The organism is Flavobacterium circumlabens (genome assembly GCF_004345565.1).
GTDB classification, from domain to species: Bacteria; Bacteroidota; Bacteroidia; order Flavobacteriales; family Flavobacteriaceae; genus Flavobacterium; species Flavobacterium circumlabens.
Window position 1 is genome coordinate 243,888 of record NZ_SLWA01000006.1, and the last position, 18,167, is coordinate 262,054.

The 18,167-nt window shown below is 35.5% G+C and carries 13 protein-coding genes; 2 read left to right on the top strand and 11 right to left on the bottom strand.

Features of this window, described 5'->3' with window-relative positions; all coding sequences use genetic code 11:
* The first annotated feature begins 53 nt into the window (after positions 1-53).
* Positions 54-1,079, top strand: coding sequence for a threonine aldolase family protein (locus EV142_RS15815; RefSeq protein ID WP_132036815.1), 1,026 nt, complete (start codon positions 54-56; stop codon positions 1,077-1,079).
* A 132-nt stretch (positions 1,080-1,211) separates the two neighbouring features.
* Here the strand turns inward: EV142_RS15815 and EV142_RS15820 are convergent, their stop codons facing one another.
* Together EV142_RS15820 and EV142_RS15825 are read right to left on the bottom strand one after the other, a co-directional pair.
* Positions 1,212-2,210, bottom strand: a complete 999-nt coding sequence (locus tag EV142_RS15820) for a zinc dependent phospholipase C family protein (protein ID WP_132036816.1) — start codon at positions 2,208-2,210, stop codon at positions 1,212-1,214.
* A gap of 205 nt (positions 2,211-2,415) precedes the next feature.
* The gene (locus EV142_RS15825) at positions 2,416-3,417 is read right to left on the bottom strand and encodes a cellulase family glycosylhydrolase (RefSeq protein ID WP_132036817.1); all 1,002 of its coding nucleotides are present in this window, start codon (positions 3,415-3,417) and stop codon (positions 2,416-2,418) included.
* A 336-nt stretch (positions 3,418-3,753) separates the two neighbouring features.
* Between EV142_RS15825 and EV142_RS15830 the strand changes: the two genes are divergently transcribed.
* Positions 3,754-4,707, top strand: coding sequence for a hypothetical protein (locus tag EV142_RS15830; RefSeq protein ID WP_132036818.1), 954 nt, complete (start codon positions 3,754-3,756; stop codon positions 4,705-4,707).
* 12 nt (positions 4,708-4,719) lie between these two features.
* Here EV142_RS15830 and EV142_RS15835 read toward each other — a convergent pair whose 3' ends face one another.
* The 9 genes from EV142_RS15835 to EV142_RS15875 form a co-directional block, all read right to left on the bottom strand.
* The gene (locus tag EV142_RS15835; RefSeq protein ID WP_132036819.1) at positions 4,720-5,685 is read right to left on the bottom strand and encodes a YeiH family protein; all 966 of its coding nucleotides are present in this window, start codon (positions 5,683-5,685) and stop codon (positions 4,720-4,722) included.
* Positions 5,686-5,759: 74 nt separating this feature from the next.
* The gene (locus tag EV142_RS15840; protein ID WP_132036820.1) at positions 5,760-6,656 is read right to left on the bottom strand and encodes a LysR family transcriptional regulator; all 897 of its coding nucleotides are present in this window, start codon (positions 6,654-6,656) and stop codon (positions 5,760-5,762) included.
* Between the two features lie 190 nt (positions 6,657-6,846).
* Positions 6,847-8,874: a hypothetical protein gene (locus tag EV142_RS15845; RefSeq protein WP_132036821.1), complete on the bottom strand. Its 2,028-nt coding sequence runs from the start codon at positions 8,872-8,874 to the stop codon at positions 6,847-6,849.
* 120 nt (positions 8,875-8,994) lie between these two features.
* Positions 8,995-9,741 carry a 3-oxoacyl-[acyl-carrier-protein] reductase gene (gene fabG, locus EV142_RS15850; protein WP_132036822.1) on the bottom strand — a complete coding sequence of 249 codons (747 nt, stop codon included), beginning with the start codon at positions 9,739-9,741 and terminating at the stop codon, positions 8,995-8,997.
* 260 nt (positions 9,742-10,001) lie between these two features.
* Positions 10,002-10,205, bottom strand: coding sequence for a hypothetical protein (locus tag EV142_RS15855; protein WP_127339988.1), 204 nt, complete (start codon positions 10,203-10,205; stop codon positions 10,002-10,004).
* Between the two features lie 217 nt (positions 10,206-10,422).
* Positions 10,423-11,772, bottom strand: coding sequence for a DUF4302 domain-containing protein (locus EV142_RS15860; protein WP_132036823.1), 1,350 nt, complete (start codon positions 11,770-11,772; stop codon positions 10,423-10,425).
* A gap of 32 nt (positions 11,773-11,804) precedes the next feature.
* A complete protein-coding gene (locus EV142_RS15865) occupies positions 11,805-12,665 on the bottom strand; it encodes a zinc-binding metallopeptidase (RefSeq protein ID WP_132036824.1) in 861 nt (286 codons plus the stop codon).
* Between the two features lie 25 nt (positions 12,666-12,690).
* A complete protein-coding gene (locus EV142_RS15870) occupies positions 12,691-14,175 on the bottom strand; it encodes a RagB/SusD family nutrient uptake outer membrane protein (RefSeq protein ID WP_132036825.1) in 1,485 nt (494 codons plus the stop codon).
* Between the two features lie 11 nt (positions 14,176-14,186).
* A complete protein-coding gene (locus EV142_RS15875) occupies positions 14,187-17,912 on the bottom strand; it encodes a SusC/RagA family TonB-linked outer membrane protein (RefSeq protein WP_132036826.1) in 3,726 nt (1,241 codons plus the stop codon).
* Positions 17,913-18,167: the final 255 nt, after the last annotated feature.

Here is an 18,167-nt window from a genome sequence, read left to right on the forward strand (position 1 = left end):
ATTTATAAGTAACTTTTGTATTTTTGAAAAAGCACTTATCATAAATATACAAAATGTACAATTTTAAAAACGACTACTCTGAGGGGGCACATCCCAATATTTTAAACAAACTAATCGAAACCAATCTGATACAGCAATTAGGATATGGCGAAGATGAATATTCAAGACAAGCAAAAGAATTGCTGAAAGAAAAAATAAAAAATCGTGACGCGGTAATTTATTTTTTATCGGGAGGTACACAAACCAATCTTATTGTTATTGCTTCGTCATTACGTGCTCACGAAGCGGTTATCAGCGCCAAAACCGGGCATATTTCGGCTAATGAAACCGGAGCAATAGAAGCAACTGGGCATAAAGTAATTGCGATTGAAACGACTGATGGAAAGCTAAAACCTTCTGATCTTCAGCTAACCTTACAGGAACACGCTCTGAGACCACACGTTGTAAAACCAAGATTGGTTTATATTTCCAATTCTACAGAAATTGGGACGATTTACAGTAAATCTGAGCTCGTTGCTTTATCACAATTTTGCAAAGACAATGATTTATTGCTTTATTTAGATGGTGCGAGACTGGGACATGCCTTAACTGCTGAAAACAATGATTTGACTTTATCTGATATTGCCCAGCTTACGGATATGTTTTACATTGGTGCCACTAAAAATGGTGGTCTGATTGGAGAAGCAATTGTTTTTAACCGGCCTGAAGTTGCAGCAGATTTTGATTATGTACTCAAACAAAGAGGTGCTTTGCTGGCAAAAGGAAGATTACTGGCGATTCAGTTTTTGGAATTATTTAAAGATGATTTATATTTTACCTTAGCAAAACATGCCAATGTTATGGCTATGAAAATCTCGGCTGCTGTTAAAGAAAAGGGATATTCTTTTTTGACCAATTCAACCACAAATCAAATTTTCCCGATTTTACCAAATACGGTTATCGAAAAACTAAATGAAAAGTATCTGTTTTATGTTTGGAAGGCAATTGATAAAGAACAATCTGCTGTTCGGCTTATTACTTCCTGGGCGACAGATGAAACAATGGTTGACGCTTTTATAAAAGATTTGAAGAATTCATAAGTTTTCAAAATACAAAGTTTCGCAAAAGGGTTACACAAAATACCCTAAGAATTAAATATAAAAAGCCTCAAATTGTTTAAAATTTGAGGCTTTTTATTAATCTGTGAACTGAGACTGAGACTAAAAACTTCCCTAGTCGTTCTGATTTCTGATTCCGAAAAGATCTCCTTGCTGAAACAATTTTAAATCGTCTCTTAAAGCCTGATAGTTTCTTTGTGTAACAGCCGGTGCATCTAAATTGCTTAAATCCGGTTTTCCAGCATTTACCCACGCCGTATACCAAAAACTAGCAGTCGCTGTAATGGCTTTTCTCATTTGATTCTCAACCATTCCGTTTAACTGCTCATGCAATTTCTTAGCGTATTCATCAGAGAAAACAGCCGAATTGTATTTGCTTTTCAATACTTTTCCATCAGCATCCATTACGAAAACCTTATTCTCGGGAGTTGTGGTTCTTAGTTTTTTATCCACATCCAGTAACGGCTGTGCCAGACTATGCGTATCATTAATCATATTCCAGATTGCTTTATGAACATCTTCATAATATTGTGCCTGCGGAACATTTAACTTATAATTTTTAGCAAATAATTCAGGGAGTTTACTTTCCCAAAGCGCATGAATTCCTTTTTGGTCAGTCAGTTGTCCGTCATGATTAGCAGAAGTATGCAAGGGCATGTGGGCATCTCCAATATAATGACCTAAGTCGGCAGCAAGAAATAAGATTTCTGCTCTGTTTTTATCTTTGAAAGCCTTTGTTAATTTACCCATCATATCTTCAAGATACCAAGGTAAAATTCCGTTGTCATTTAAAAATTTAGCATCGTATTTCTTTTTAGCTGCTTCCATTGTTTGCGGAATACTGTCTACAGCGCCAAAATTTTCCATGTCAAAATAATGTCTTGGATTTTCGTCTTTGTAATTTAAGGCATATTTACGGATGTCCGGTACAGAGGCTTCCTGGGTAATAAAATCAATATGATTGTAAAAAAATACCTGAAGTTGCTGAGGCAAAGCCATAACAGCCGCTTTATTGATACGTTCGTGACCCACGATTCCCCATGATAATGTCAAGAATCCAATTGCTAATACTAAAAGAGTAATTAGTCTTGGTTTCATTTTAAAGTTTTTCATTTGCAATTTTTATTAGAAGTGCAAATCTATATTCATTTAAGGATAATTCAAAAGAATACTAATAAATATTCTGTTAATTTAATTAAGTATATAAAAATCAAAAGTATACTACAAGATTAATAACAGAACTGTTTTTATTTAAAATTCTAAATTAAAAAATCCTTCTGAAGACATTTCAGAAGGATTTGAATACTATTTTTATTGTTTACAGCTTATTATAAACCGTATTGAAATAAGAAGATTTGGTATACGTTTTAGGACTTCCACTTGTAAAAGACTGAAATTGAGGCGAAATCATGTTCATCCCTATCCCGTCTCCAGCCCATGCCCAGCCTATTACGGTCCATCCTTTCGATTTTGCATAATCTACAATTCCGGACCAATCCGCACCGGAACCACCAATACTGCCAAACTCACCCAGCATACACGCCCTGCCGGCAGAAGCCAGATCATCTATATCAGAATTGTTCATATAACGCCCCTTAGCCTGATTGTAAGCACCGGGATATACGTGCGCAGATAGAATAATCTTTGTATCATTAATTTTAGTCTGTCCCGAAGTACAGCCTTTTACCGCACAGGCAGCCGTTGCCGTTTCCTGTCCCCAACCCGGTATATCGATAATGATACTTCCGCTGTATACTTTACGGACCTCTGTAATTGCTGCATTATAGGCAGATGCAAAAGCGGTCGGAGTAATGTTATGACTTCCCCATTCGTTCATTAAATTTACGATGAAACCACCGCCAAGATTATTGTAATTATTTTTCCACCACGTTCCTGCTGCCAAAAGCTCTGACGCACTATCGGAACCTAAAACGGATGCTTTATGATAGGTCACAATAACTTTATATCCGTTTGCTTTGGCTTCTGATATCCAACGTTTTGCATTATTTTCCTGCCCTGGTTCTACTTCAATTCGTACCGTCTGGATTTTAGTGTTTTGCTTCATCAAAGTCCAGCCCAGGTCACAATTGCCTCCATTGTAGTACGATGGCTGAAGATTAACTCCGTTTCCAATATCTCCTGCTGTTGATGCTGTTTTAGAAGTTAAATTTGAATTAGCCGGGGTATTTACTGTTTTTGCTTCCGGCGAAAGCTGATCGGTTTCTGATTGCTCGCAACTGACAAACAAAGCCATGCTTGCTGCTAAAAATAAAACATTTCCTGTTTTAAACATTTTCGTAATAAAAACTGATTTTCTCATACTTTAGTTTTTTGTGGTTAATGAAGTTTTGTGGTTTTGTAAAGTCTTCATTGCAAATGTTTAATTTTAAGTAAGATAAAACCGATGCTATTTTATCAAACTGCAATACGAAAAATGCATTTTTAATTATTAAAAATAAACTTACCTCATTATTTGTGTTAAAAAAATCAAGTTACAACAATATAATCTCAATTACAGGGAAACTTTTTTTCATCAGAGCCTTTCAATAAAAAAAATATGGAGTTCATAATTTACCTTAAAAAGAGCCGTTTTCTATACCGTTTACAAACAAAAACAATGTAAATTTGAATTTTAAAATTACTCTTACTACCACCGATGAAAATAATTAAAGCTTTCCTTTTTACTCTCTTATTTGTTTCTGTTTGTTCGGCACAAGAAGACATTGTGCAACTAAAAAATGTGAGTGACACCATTTTGAATACCAAAAGAACACTGGTAGTTTCAGGTCAGCTGGATGCTGTAAAAACAATGCAGCAATTATTCCCGGGTAAATTATACAACCTGTCGGAGCATAATAGTTTTATAAGCTGGAAATGCAAAAGCTGTAAAACGGCTTCTTACACAGATGTAAATGGTGAGGAAGGAGATCAAATATTTCCTTACGACAGAGGCGTTGCGACAAGATTGCTTTCTAATATGGATTATACAGATTCAAAAGGAAATCAATTCAAGTTATTGCTTTTTAACCACTCTGTTTATGATGAAGACGGATTGCAAACCGGCAGATTTTCCGGAGGTTTAATAGGTGTGGCGAAGTTTGCAAAAAATGATAAAATCTGGGAAATGAGATCTTTTCAACCCGGAGTCGCTGCTTTTGGTGCCTTTGCTCAGTCTCCCAAACCTAAACTTGTAGAAATTGGAGAAGACCAGTATGCTTTTACTTTATTGCATGTAAATGGTGGCGGTGGCGGTCCTTTTGAAGGTATTCTTTATCTTGTTGCCGGATTTGATGGCAAATACCAGCCGATCATGGAGGTCTATGATTACCAGCTTATCAATGTTGAAAGTGCAGAATGGTCCAGTTCCTACAAAGTTGTCAACGACAATAATAAAAAGCATTTCAGGGATATCGTTATTAAAACAAAAGGTTCATTTAACAAGGCCGCACAAGCTAAGGATGAATTTGAAGTAAATTTACCCGCTGAAATAGCGACAATGGCAAAAACGAAAAAACAATTTGATTTCGAAATTGAGAGACGTTTTTCATTTAAAGGAAAAAGATATAATAGTACAGGTAAGCCGATCGTTACATTTTCAAATGTAAAATAAATCCGTTTTGTTTTAATAGAAATATAAAATAGAAGCCAATCCCAAACCTGCAATAAATATCCAAAGGAAAATGCCCTGAAGCAAAGGCTTCACTCCTACTGCTTTTAAAGTAGTAAGATTTAAAGTTGCCCCAATAAGAAACAAGGTTATTGTTAAACCTATCTTGGCAATACTAACAACAGTCGGAGCTATAAGAGCTGTTGCAGGTACATAAGTATTTAAAAGCATGGCTACAATAAACAATCCAATAAAATACGGAATTTTGATTTTGCTGCTTTTGTTTTTGAATAAAACCGCTGTAAAAACTGAAATCGGAATGATCCATAAAGCTCTGGCGAGTTTTACTGTTGTGGCAATTTGCAAGGCTTCGGCGCCGTATTTATTGGCTGCTCCCACTACTGAACTGGTATCGTGAATGGCAATTGCACACCATAAACCAAATTCTCTTTGCGATAAATCCAGTTGATGGCCAATAAACGGAAATACAAATAAGGCAATCGAATTTAAGATGAAAATTACTCCTAAAGCAATTGAGGTTTGATTTTCATTTGACTTAATTACGGGAGAAATAGCTGCTATGGCACTTCCTCCACAGATTGCTGTGCCACACGAAATTAAATGCGAGGTTTTTTTATCTGTTTGAAACCACTTTCCTAATAAAGTCCCGAAGATTAAGGTACTGAAAATTGAAAATACCGTCAGCAAAAAACCTTCTTTCCCGGCTGAAATGGCGCTTGCTGCATTCATGCCGAAACCCAAACCAACCACAGAGAATTGCAGCAAAAAAGTAATCGCTTTATGATTGAAGGCTAAAAATGGATTCCCGAAAACATTTACTATCAGAACTCCCAGTAACAAAGCGATTGGAGGAGAAATAATGGAAAACAAACATAAAAAAATCACCAAGCCAAAAAGGGCCTGTTGAAAATAAATGCTAACCTCTACTAAATGCGATACTGAATGTTGTTGCGTTTTCAAAATATACTGCTTGATAATTACCTGACAAAGATCTGTCGATTTTATCGCAATTACCAATCGTAAAATACAATCGACTATAACTTCAGGTTATAATAATCAGACATGTTCTGAACAAACAATTCAGATAAAGGATCTGATTTGCCCAGCAAGGTGATGATATAAAAATATCTTTCAATAGTTAAATTTTCAACATCTAAAACCGTTAATTCATTATTATTCAATTCCTTACTAACAGCATGTATGGACATGAAAGCAAAACAATCTGAATTTAACAAATACGATTTTATGCTTTCCGTACTTCCCAATTGCATTTCGATTTGCAAATCGGTTATTTTAACGCCAACTTGTTTTAGGGCATACTCAATAACTTCAAGTGTTCCGGAACCTCGTTCCCGGGTGATGAATTTCATTACTTTTAAATCGTTTAATGAAATTTCATTTTGCTGAATTAATGGATTTTTACTATTACAGACCAAGACCAATTCATCTTTTAAAAACGGAATGTATTTAATGGACTGATTTTTAGACTGCCCTTCTACAATTCCGATTTCAATTTCTTTACTGAGTAAGGCATTTTCAATTTGTTCTGTATTTCCATTTAACAAATTGACTTTTATCTCCTGCTGCTTTTGATGAAAACGGGCCAGAACGGGAGAAATAATATATTGGGAAATTGTTGTACTTGATCCCAGGCGCAATAAACCCTGGCGTTTACTCACAAACGTACTCATATCGAAGTCTATCTTGCGATAGATTTCGAAAATATTTTTAGTATGTTTTAGTAAAATTTCTCCAGCCGGAGTTAATGCTATTTTGGAACCGTTCCGTTCAAAAAGCTTGATTTTATGAGTTTCTTCTAATTCCTGAATGTGTTTGGAAACTGCCGGTTGGGTAATATACAATTCACTCGCCGCTTTTGTAAAGTTGAGCCTGAGAGCAACGGTGTGAAATACTTTTAGCCTGAAATCCATTATAGTAGTTCGTTTTGTTTCATGTTTAAGGTTTCAAGTTAAGTAAAATTTTGAAACTTTGTAAGGAAGATTTTAAATGGCTTTAGCCAAATTACGCTATTTTAGGCTAAACCCAGCACTATTCCATTAAGCTATCTTCGGGTCAATTCAAAACCTTTGAACCTTTGCAACTTAGTACCTTAGCACCTTTTTAAAGTAACCCGTTATATTTTCTAACGAACCATTCTGTTGTCAGTAAAGCAACAATCAAAATCAACAACCAAACCCAGTCAATTAAAGGCGTTTTAGTCGAAACGTTTTTTTCTATCGATTTGTATTCTTTATTTTCCAAAAGTGTTTTAATCAGTTCTGCTCTCTGGTTCTGGAAAAAAGCTTTTCCGTTGGTTTGCAAGGCCAATTGTTTCAATTTTAAAACATCAGGATTTACAAATTGTTTTTCTATATCAAAATCCAGAATTTCAAAATGGCCTGTATAACTTGTGTTGGTATTTAGTTCTTTTACCGTAAAATTATATTTCCCTGCAGGCAACCCGTCCAGATTTACGGAAAAAGAATTGTTTCCTTTTAGCAAATCGTAGTTTTTGGTTTGCTTTGTTATGGCATTGGTTACATTTATGGTCAATCTCGCTTTTTCGTCGAATTCATAATTTTTATTGAAGTATTGTGCATTGATTACAATTGCTTCTCCGGAATTATAAAAACTTTCGTGCGTTACAACCAATGATTTTCTTGACGTTGCTGAAGCTAAGTATTGAATGATCTTGTCTGTAAAGATATCATACTTTTCAAAAGACTGATTATCGATATGGCTTTGCAAACGCCATTTCCAGCTGTTTTCTCCTAAAAGAAAAGCGGTTCTTTTGCCCTGATTTTCGGCGAATGCCAACAAAGGTGCATTAGTAGAAACATTTCTGATTTTTGAAGATAGTAAAACCGATACATTTCCATTGGTGGTGATTGTACCGAATAAATTTTGCAAAGGCGGGAAATTTTCGAAACCAATATTTTCGATAGCAAACAGATTAAACTGGGACTGAAATTCGTTTAAATAATCTTCTCTCTGATTGCTCATTTTAAAGATCAGGTTATTCTGCTGCTGATTCAGAAAATTAAAATCTGTATTGGTTCCGGTAATAATAAACGTATTGGTTCCGGCTAATTTATTGTTGTCAAAAATGGGTTTAAAAGCAGCTGTTGGCTGATATAAAACCAAAACAGAAACATCTTGTAATAGATTGATTTCGTTTGGTTTGACTAATATTACCTTACGTTGTGCATTAGTTTCAATCGAACGTTTTAGTGCTGCAATGTCCGGATGGTTTATAGACGAAACTATTGCTATTACTGACTTTTGGTCAATAACTTCTACCGCAAAATTCTTGATATTGTTATAACTGTTTTTTTCTTTTGCACCAGAAGAAATACTGGCTCTAAAAACCTGCAATCCTACTTTATCAGCAGGCAAAAGCAAATTTAAAGTCGCTGTTTTTTTAGCTGCGGAAAAAGAAACTTTTTCTTTAGCAATAACAGAATTTCCCTGAGTAATTGAAAAATCTGCTATTGTATTTTTATCTCCGGCATATTGCAGAAATACTTCAACGGGGAATTTATTTTTATGAAAAGCGTATTTATTTACGTTGAGCTGATTGATTTTTAAATCAAAAAAAGTGGTTGTATCCCCTACAATTAAAGGATATACTTTGTTTAGGGGATCAAAACGATACACATAATCGTTTCCTGTAGTCTGATTTCCGTCAGTAATAATAACCGTTGGAAAAATAGTATTCCTGTTGATACTTTTTAAATTACTGGCAACGGCATCTAAATTGGTCTGCTTTCCTTTGAAATCAAATACTGCTGATGGCTTTAGATCTGCATCGAACTGATACGACTGAATTTCAAATTTTTCCTGAAGTGCAGGATTTGAAACCAATTCCTGATACAATTCAACAACTTTTTTGTCTGATTTTAAAGATGTAATCGAACTTGAATTATCTACTGCAATTGCCAGAGGTGTTTTGGTTACGACCAGCGCATTTTTAGTAACAATCGGATTGATCAATAAAACTAGTAAAGCAAAAATGGCTAAAAAACGCAAAAAAGCCAAAAGCACGATCACATTGGATTTACTTTTGGCTTTGTAATAATATTGAAAATACGACAAACCACCGGCTATTACTAAAGAAAGTAATAATAATAGAATCGTGTTTGTAGTCATATTTTATAGTTTGCAGTGGCAGTTTTCGGTAATCAGCAATAAGTGAAAACCGTAAACTGAAATTTTTATATTGTATTTAGTTCGCAGTGTAAACTGAAAACTGTAAACTGAGACTTTATCTTAGGTAAGCATTCCTCCGCAAACATTCAAAACCTGTCCTGTGATATAGGCACTCATATCTGAAGCAAGAAATAAACAGGCATTCGCAACATCTTCTGTTGTTCCGCCACGTTTCAAAGGAATTCCTTCTCTCCACCCTTTTACGATATCTTCACTTAATTTTGCAGTCATTTCAGTTTCAATAAATCCGGGAGCAATTGCATTGCAACGAATATTACGGGAACCTAATTCCAATGCAACAGATTTAGTAAAACCAATTGCCCCTGCTTTTGAAGCTGCATAGTTGGTCTGACCTGCATTTCCGGAAACTCCGACTACAGAACTGATGTTAATAATAGAACCTGCACGTTGTTTCAAAAATGTCTTTTGAATTGCTTTTGTCATATTAAAGACAGACTTCAGGTTCACATCAATTACCTGATCGAAATCTGCTTCAGACATACGCATCAACAAATTATCTTTTGTGATTCCGGCATTATTAATCAAAATATCTACTGTTCCGAAATCAGCCAAAACAGCGTCTACAAAAGTTTGTGCCTCATTAAAATCGGCTGCATTCGATTGGTATCCTTTTGCTTTTACTCCTAAAGCGTTCAGTTCAGCTTCTAAAGCTTCAGCAGAAGCAACAGATGAGCTATAGGTGAAAGCTACGTTTGCACCGTGTTTCGCAAAAACTTCAGCAATTCCTTTTCCAATTCCACGACTAGCGCCCGTAATGATGGCCACTTTTCCTTCTAGTAATTTCATATTCAAAATTAAATTTAATATTTATTTGTAGCTAATCCTGCTATCCATTTCAATCTTTTCTGTTTTTAAAGAAAAAACACAAAAGGATTTCCATTTCTATCAGGGCTATGAACGACTCGTCAAATATATGATAATTCCCTTTTTAAAAAAAAACAATTGTCGGTCATTTAAGGTATAAATACCAAATACAACAATTGGAACATTTTCAAATTAGCAAAAAAATAAAAAAACCAGTAGTTATTTGCTACTGGCATGGCGTATTATGGTTTTAAAAGGGGTTCTTCCGGAAATGGCTCAAGCGGCTCCACCGGAGTGACCGGAGGAAGCATAATGCATGGCCCGTTATAAGGAAATGGTGTCCATGGTATGGTACATCTCTGACCGCCGCTTCCATTCATGTTTTTTAGTTCTTCTCTACTTAATACTTCAACTCCTGAAAAATTCAAAATTGTTTTTAACATCATAATAGGTTGTTTAATATTTTGTTCCCTCAAACTTTTTGATGCCTGTTGAGTTTCAGACCTGTAAATAACCTTAAGCATAAAATTTCAGTGTTAAATATAAGAATAACTTTCTATTAATTAAAGTAATAACAAGAAAATATTTATTTATTGCTATTACAAAAAGCAGCCCACAAGTGAGCTGCATTTATCCAAAAATTAAAAAAACTAAAAAAAATTATTAATTAAGTTTCCAAGTTGTCATTCTAAAGGAACTTGAAGCACTTGTAAACGTATACACAGGTTCTGTATAATAAAGTTTGAAATTTTCTCTCTTAACATAAACACCGGATGCATTGACCAGATGTTTATCAAATTCTTTAAGGAATGCAGGAGTTGCTACAACAGTATTTCCATTCCATGATTTATGACTTAAAATAACCTTTTTGCCAACCGAATCTTCTGTTACATTTATGTAATGAAATATTGCGGATCTTCCCTCAAATGTGTAGTAAATAAAGTTTCCTAGTGGATGGTTAAGATAAAGCTGTACAGAAGTAATGGTTACACCTGCCGGCAAAGACGCATTGATTCCGGCTAATTCCTTTATAAACAATTCTGAATTTGTTGGGGCATCTTCCGTATAGTCACCCACATAATAGCCAAACCAGGCGTGAGGATTTCCGGGAAGCAATATTTTATAATCATCTGTTAAAAACAAAGGCGCATTGCTGTACTTAATTTCAACACTTACTCCTCCGGTTCCTTTTGCAGTAAAGCTTTCGCTGTCTTCATCATATACAAAGTTCGTTAAACTCTGTCCTGCTACTTTCAAAGCCGGACTTACTACAAGACCAGTTGGTGTATAGCCTATTCCCATGCTCACTACTTCTGAAGAACCTGCATCTAAAGAGGAGGAGGATGAGTATCGGGATAACGGATTGTATCCAAACTCATATTTCTTAATTGATTTTCCATCATTGATTTCAAGCAATTTGAATAAGGGTTTATCTATTCCTCCCACTAAATTTTCCTCCGTTACGAGATTTTTAGCTAAATCTGTCCAATCTTGTTGTGTGGCTTTTACAAAACGTACTTCTCTGACTAATCGGTTGCTTTTAAAAACCAGATCACCATTTTCCTGCCCGTAATATAAAAACTGAAAATCACCCAGATACCCTTTACCTCTTAAAGCGCTAGTGGGATAGTTGTCTGAGTCGGACAAAAGATGTATTTTATTGAATGTTGTAAATACTACACTAACGGTACTGCCTAACACCACATCATATTCACTTTCATGAGCCAGGACATCATCATCAAAATCAGAGGCCATTACTACTTTTCCACCGGCAGAAAATTTAAACAAATGCGTAAAACCTCCTAATTGGGTATCATCTGTAAAATAAACCGCTTTCCAGCCAAACTCTGAAGAAAGCAATGCATCGTTTAATTCTTTTTTTTGTGCACTCAGACGCTCAGATGGCGTTTCATCAAATATCTGATCTGCTTCTGTGCTGTTTGAACAAGCGCCTAACACATATACTGCCAGAAAGGCAAACATTAAGTACTTCAATATATTTTTTGGTTTCATAATTTTTCTTTTATAAATTGTACATTAAAGAACTATTGATTAGTAACGGCTGTTGTATTTCTCTCAGCAGCATCTCTCAATGCATAGAAATCAATATTAAAAGCATCTTTGTAATACTGTACTACCATTGCCTCTTTCTGTTTCAGCTTTGCTTTTCCGTTTGCACTGGTAATGCTGGCCAGAATTGCAGCATATTCTGCTTTTGAACTGGTCAGTATTGTAGAAGCAGTTTCAGCAAAATCTTCAATAATATTATTTCTCGCATAGTTGGTTACAAATCCCAGATTTCTGGAGGTTTCCAATTTTTCTAAATGCCAGGTCCCGGTATAATCTCCGGGCGTTATTTTTTGCCAGGCCTGTTCATCAAAAGGTTTGTTTTGATTTAAAATATGTACATATTCATGCTGAATCGTATGAATGAATTCCGTCACGTTGTCACGATTTGTTGTGTCCAGATAATCCACTTCAAAAAGGGTGATTCTTTGTCCGGAATCTGCAATTCCCAGAGTTCTCGTTCCATTAGAATTAGAGTTTACTCCTCCCACGAGAACAATTTCTCTCGGTGCGAGTATTTTTACGAAATCAGCACCGCCCACTTCAGAATAACTGTCAATCCAGATTTGTTTGACAACCTCTAATGCCGGCTGTACATTCTCTACTAATGGAGGAAAAAGAAACCTGTTGTTATCTACTTTGTTCTGGTTCCACTTATATTGGGCACTGATGTTGTACGGATTAAGAAAATTGGCTGAAATCCAGTTGTCTAATGCTGTTTTTGCAGGTATTGAATAATCTAACTGGCTTTCGGTCGGCTGATCTTCATGAGCACAGGCTGTAAAAGTTAAAACCCCTGCAACTGCCATTATTGCTTTATATTTTTTTAATATTTTCATAGTCTCTAAAAAATTGAATTAAAATTTATCGGGGATTTTTTTCTATTCCGTAATTTGATGCGCTAAGCGGTATTTGCAAGGCTCTGCGTTTATCGTCTTTCACCAAAGTTTTAACCGGGTTACCAGGATCATTGCGGCTTACCACAATATTAAAACGTTTTACATCAAGCCATCTTAATCCTTCATGAACAAAATCCCTTCTTCTTGCTTCAGCAATAGCTTTTACGTAAGAAGTCTGCAATGGTGTCAGCGCGTAATAAGGTGTAAACTCATTGGTAATAACAGGGTATTTTGCTACTACATTTGCTTCAGTCAGTTTATCAGTTGCGGCATTGTATCCCGAAGTTCTTGTTCCTAAAAAGTACTCTAACTCTGTATTGGCTTCCGCAATTCTGTTTTTCATTACAAGTGCTTCAATACGATTCAGGTAAAACTCATCATTAGATAAAAGTAGAACTCCGGCATATGGTATTCCTATGTTAGCCGTCAGGTTGGTGTACTTAAAGTATTCTTCAAACTTCGGCGTAAACAACGTACTGCTGCTGTTATAACTGTAAAAATCAAACAACCATGCTTTATTGTAAAAACTGGTTTGAGGTCCAAAAAGTTCCGTTTGTTTTGCGTCAGTCAGATAATAGTTGCTTCCGCTCGCAGATCTTCCTATAAGCGTATTCGGAGAAGCTATTAGCAAATTCGCCGTATAAGATGATTTTCCATATTCTATAAACTGAACATCAGGAGCCAGGCTTGACAATGTTACATAATCTTTAAGCTTTCCGTCAGGCTTAGAACCTAAACTTGCTGAAACTTCCAGTACTTTATCCCAATCTCCTTTTACCAGATAGAAACGACTTGCAAATGCATTGGCAGCTTCTTTATTAAAATGAAATTTAGGTTCTTTATAATCGTTGGTTACATATTTTAAACCCTCTTCAAGGTCTTTCTGAATAAAATCAAAAACTTCCTGTACACTATTTCTTTTGTAGCTTTTCAGCAATTCTGTTTCCGGTTCTGTTACGTAAGGCACTCCTAAATCTTTCGCTGCTGTAGCGGGATTGTAACGATTAGACCAAAAGGTAACTAACATAAAGTGTGCGTAGGCTCTGGCCAGTAACGCTTCGCCTTTTTGCGGATTTAAACCTGCAGGATTTCCTAGTTTTTTAATGGATTCCAAAGCCTGATTGGCATGGGCAATTGCTTTGTAACAGGCATCCCAATAGTTCCCTTCACTATCAACATTGGTCTGGTCGTGCATTTCCCAATAATAACTCTGCTCGTTTTTTATATTTGAATTATTTAATCCGGCATCAGCAACGTTATCAGACATCGTTTCGGCAAAATCCATATAGGAAGCCTCCGGATAAGCATTTACCAATAATTCTGATATTTTATCAGGCGTATCTATCTGCGTTCTGTTGTCCGGTACTTCTGAAAGAAATTCATCGCAGCTGCTTAGCGTAATGATCAGTAATAAGGCCAGGGTGATTTTTATATATTTTATATTTTTCATAATCAACTATATTAAAATGAAAGGTTTAAAGAAAAACTGTACTGTGTTGTAATTGGAAAAGCAACACCTCCCGTATTACGGAATTCAGGATCTTGTCCGTTTAATCTCTTGTCTGAATAAATCAGCCATGGATTAACTGCTGAACCTTTTAATGTAAAAGTACTCACTCCTAATTTTTTCTTGAAATCATTTGGAAACTCCCAGCTAAGCGAAACATTTTTTAGTCTCACAAAATCACCGTCAGCAATTCTCACATCAGAATAATTATAAGTATTGTAAGCACGTCCCAATGCATTTGCTCCATCGTAATTGGTGATCAGACGTTTGTCTGCAATTACAGGAACATTCGTATACTGCTCGTCACCAGGGTTTATCCAACGGTTCGTAAAGTCTTTTGTAAATACCGTTAAATCATCGTACTGACTGCTAAAAGCCGGATTTAAACGAACTTTATTTCCGCCTGAACCCACAACAAATACATATAACGACCATCTTTTGTAAGTAAACGTGTTGGCTAAACCTATCGATTTATTTGGTTCGATAGAGCCTTCATATTTCAGGTATTTTGTCACATTTTCGGTATCCTGAAAATTAGCTCCTGTTACTTTATCAGTCTCCCCATCCTGCATAACAAAAGTTGGCAATCCCTGATTGTTCAGACCTGTAAACTGGTAAGAATAAATGGAGTTTCTTGGTCGTCCGACAGCGTTTCCTCCATTTCCGTCTACTAAATCAAAAGCTGTAGGCTGATTTTCTAATTTTGTAATTTTTTGATCGTATACAGAAAAGTTAAGTGTTGTAGACCATTTAAAATTACTGGTTACAATGTTTTGAGTTGTAAAACCAACCTCAATACCTTTAGTCTCCATATTGGCATTATTTCCCTGTTTGATTTTTTGTCCTCCAATTCCTGAAGTCACTACAAAATCAACTAAATCAAATGCTTTACGGCTGTAAACATCTGTTGTAAATTGTACTCTGTTGTTAAACATTCCTAAATCTACACCAAGGTTTGTTTCGTATTGTTTTTCCCAGGTTAAATCAGCATTTTGCAATTCATCAATATTTATTCCGGTTTCTCTGTCAGAAATTCCCAAACGATCGGTAATAAAACTTTTGTAAATCGCTAATGAATTTGTTGCAGGCCCGGCTGTGGCGGTAAGTCCATAAGAAGCTCTTAAAGCTAAATTATTTACAGCTGCTACATTTTTCATGAATTTTTCTTCCGCAACATTCCATTTACCACTCACGGTATAAGTTGGCAGCCATCTTGATGAACCGCTGTTTCCTTGTCTGTTTGATCCATCGTAACGGCCTGTAATCGAACCGGTATAACGACGATCATAGGTATACCCTACTTTTCCGAAAAAACCAACTGTTCTTTCTCTTTCTGTATTAAAGCCATAATAAGAACTTCCTTCATTGATTATCTTTTCAATAATTTTGGGGTCCGTAAAAGCGGTAAGTCCTCTGTCATACTGAATTCCGGCAGCTGTAAAATTGTCGCTGTTGCGGTCTAATGATCTTAATTCGGTTCCGAAAAAACCTTCTAATTCATGTTTGTCATTCAAAGTGTTTCTGTAAGTTACACTGTTTCTGATATTATAAGAAGTCAGGTCATTTGTAAATTTTCTTAAGAATCCTCCGTTTGGCAGCACTGAAATCGGCTGTGCCGTCAAATCATCCGGATTTTTATACAAAAAGATATTGGCGTTTCTAACAATCGTATTGGCTCCGTCTGCTCCGTATTCAGTACCGGCTTTATAAGCTTCTACCACATTAGAGTTTTCGTAGATTTTGTGCTCTCTGCTCGTATTGGCATAACGTGCCGAACCCGTAAGGTTATAACTTAAGTGCTTGTTAATTTTATAATCTAAATCCAATTGGAAACGAATATCTTTTACTTTAATTTCTAAAATATTGTTTTCCAATTCATTTATAATATTCATTGGCGCCCAGTTATTTCTGTAATATTCCTTGTTCCCCAAATCATCGTAAGGTCTCAGTGTTCTGCTGGTGCTTAAAACATAATTAAACGGATTTATATCAAAATCTCTGGTTACGTTACCAAAAACAACATCCTGTTGACTTTCGTAACTTCCCGGAGCATTTTGATCACGTACAGAAGCTAATGTAGACAAGGTAATATTCAATTTGTCATTTACATAAAAAGTTCCTTTTATGTTTGATGATAATTGTTTTACGCTGTCAGCAATAGTCCATCCCGGATCTGTATAATATCCCAAAGAAGCATAAAACGTATTGTTTTTTCCACCACCGGAAAAACTCATCGAGTGATTTTGTGTAATGGAAGGTCGGAATAAAACTTTAAACCAGTCTGTATTGGCTAATTCGTATTTTTTCAAAAATTCGTTTTGATAAGGCTGTTCGTTTTTAACTCCAAATTGACCGTTAGATGTCCTGTAAAGATCAATTTGTCTGGAAAGAAGATTGTACACCCCGCCATATCTTCCCTGAAGCGTTGATGGCATATCCAGAAAACCTTTTTGCTCCATTTCTTTTAAAATACTCATCGATTCTTGAGAATTTAAAATATCATACTGTGTATAACTTGGAACTGTTCTTACCGTATTTTCAACAGAATAACTCACTTTTAACGGCGAATCCCTGCGTCCCTGTTTGGTTGTTACCACTACAACTCCGCTTAATGATCTTGAACCATAGATTGAAGTAGCAGATGCATCTTTAAGAATTTCAATACTTTGAATGTCATTTGAATTTAATCCCGCAACCGCAGAACTTAATAAAGTTTCCGAATTTCCGGAAGCTAAATCTGCAAAAGAAATATTGATAATATCTTCCTGTACAACCCCATCGATAACCCATAATGGTTTTGTATCTCCAAAAATAGAGGAAGATCCACGTACCGTAATTTTAGGCGCAGTACCAAATGTACCCGTCACGTTCTGCACCGTTACACCGGCTGCTTTTCCTTCAATCATTCTGCTGATATCAACAACTCCGTCGACTTTTAACTCAGTTCCTGAAATTTTGCTGATGGCTCCTGTAAAAGTTCTTTTTGATGTTTTTTCGTAACCTGTAGTAACTACTACTTCTTTTAAATTTTGTCCTGCTTCATTCAGAAATATGGTTGGAGTTGTATTTTGTATTCCGATTTCCTTCGTTTCCATGCCTACATAAGAAATGACCAATGATGTGCTATTAGCCGGCATGTCTATGGAAAAGTTTCCATCAAAGTCTGTTAGTACAGCTATTTTGGTTCCTTTAGCCAATACCGTAGCTCCTGGAAGAGGAACACCACTCGGGTCTGTAACTTTACCTTTGATAATCGGTCCCGGAACTAAAGTTTCAAATAATGAATTTGTATTTTCTGAATCTGAAAACAAATTTTTACTGCTTTTTTGCAATACAATCTGATTACTTATTTCTGCATATGAGATGCTTAAGGGCTCTAAAATTCTGGACAGAATAGCGGATAACGTTTCATTATTAGCCTCAATACTCACTTTTTGATTCAATTGAGCTATTCTCGAATTATAAGAAAACTTTACATGCGCAGATTTCGAAAGTTTAGATAAGGCATTATCCAAAGTTAAATTTTCAACTGTAATTGTTACCTTGGTATCTAATTTTTTTTGTCCATTTACATCGTCTGCCATAGCTACACTTGAAAATACAAGTGCTAAGACAAACTGAAATAGTGTTATTTTCATGATTCGATGGAGTAATCGTTGTTTAACAACTGGTTTTTTCATAATTTTGGTTTGTTTTGATTAATACTGTTTAGAGCGTATTTTAAGAAACGACTGAATTCCTTTTTACAGAAAGCAATTCAACTTTATTGAAGTGTCGAAAATGTTACAGCATTTCGGCACTTTTTTTTGCATTTTAAATTCACATAGGCCTTTATTTTATTTTTGAATTATTATGTTTTGGTATTTTATATTTATATAAATCCTTTATTTTAAATGAAGTATAGCATACCACTTTTAAAAATGATACGATTTTAA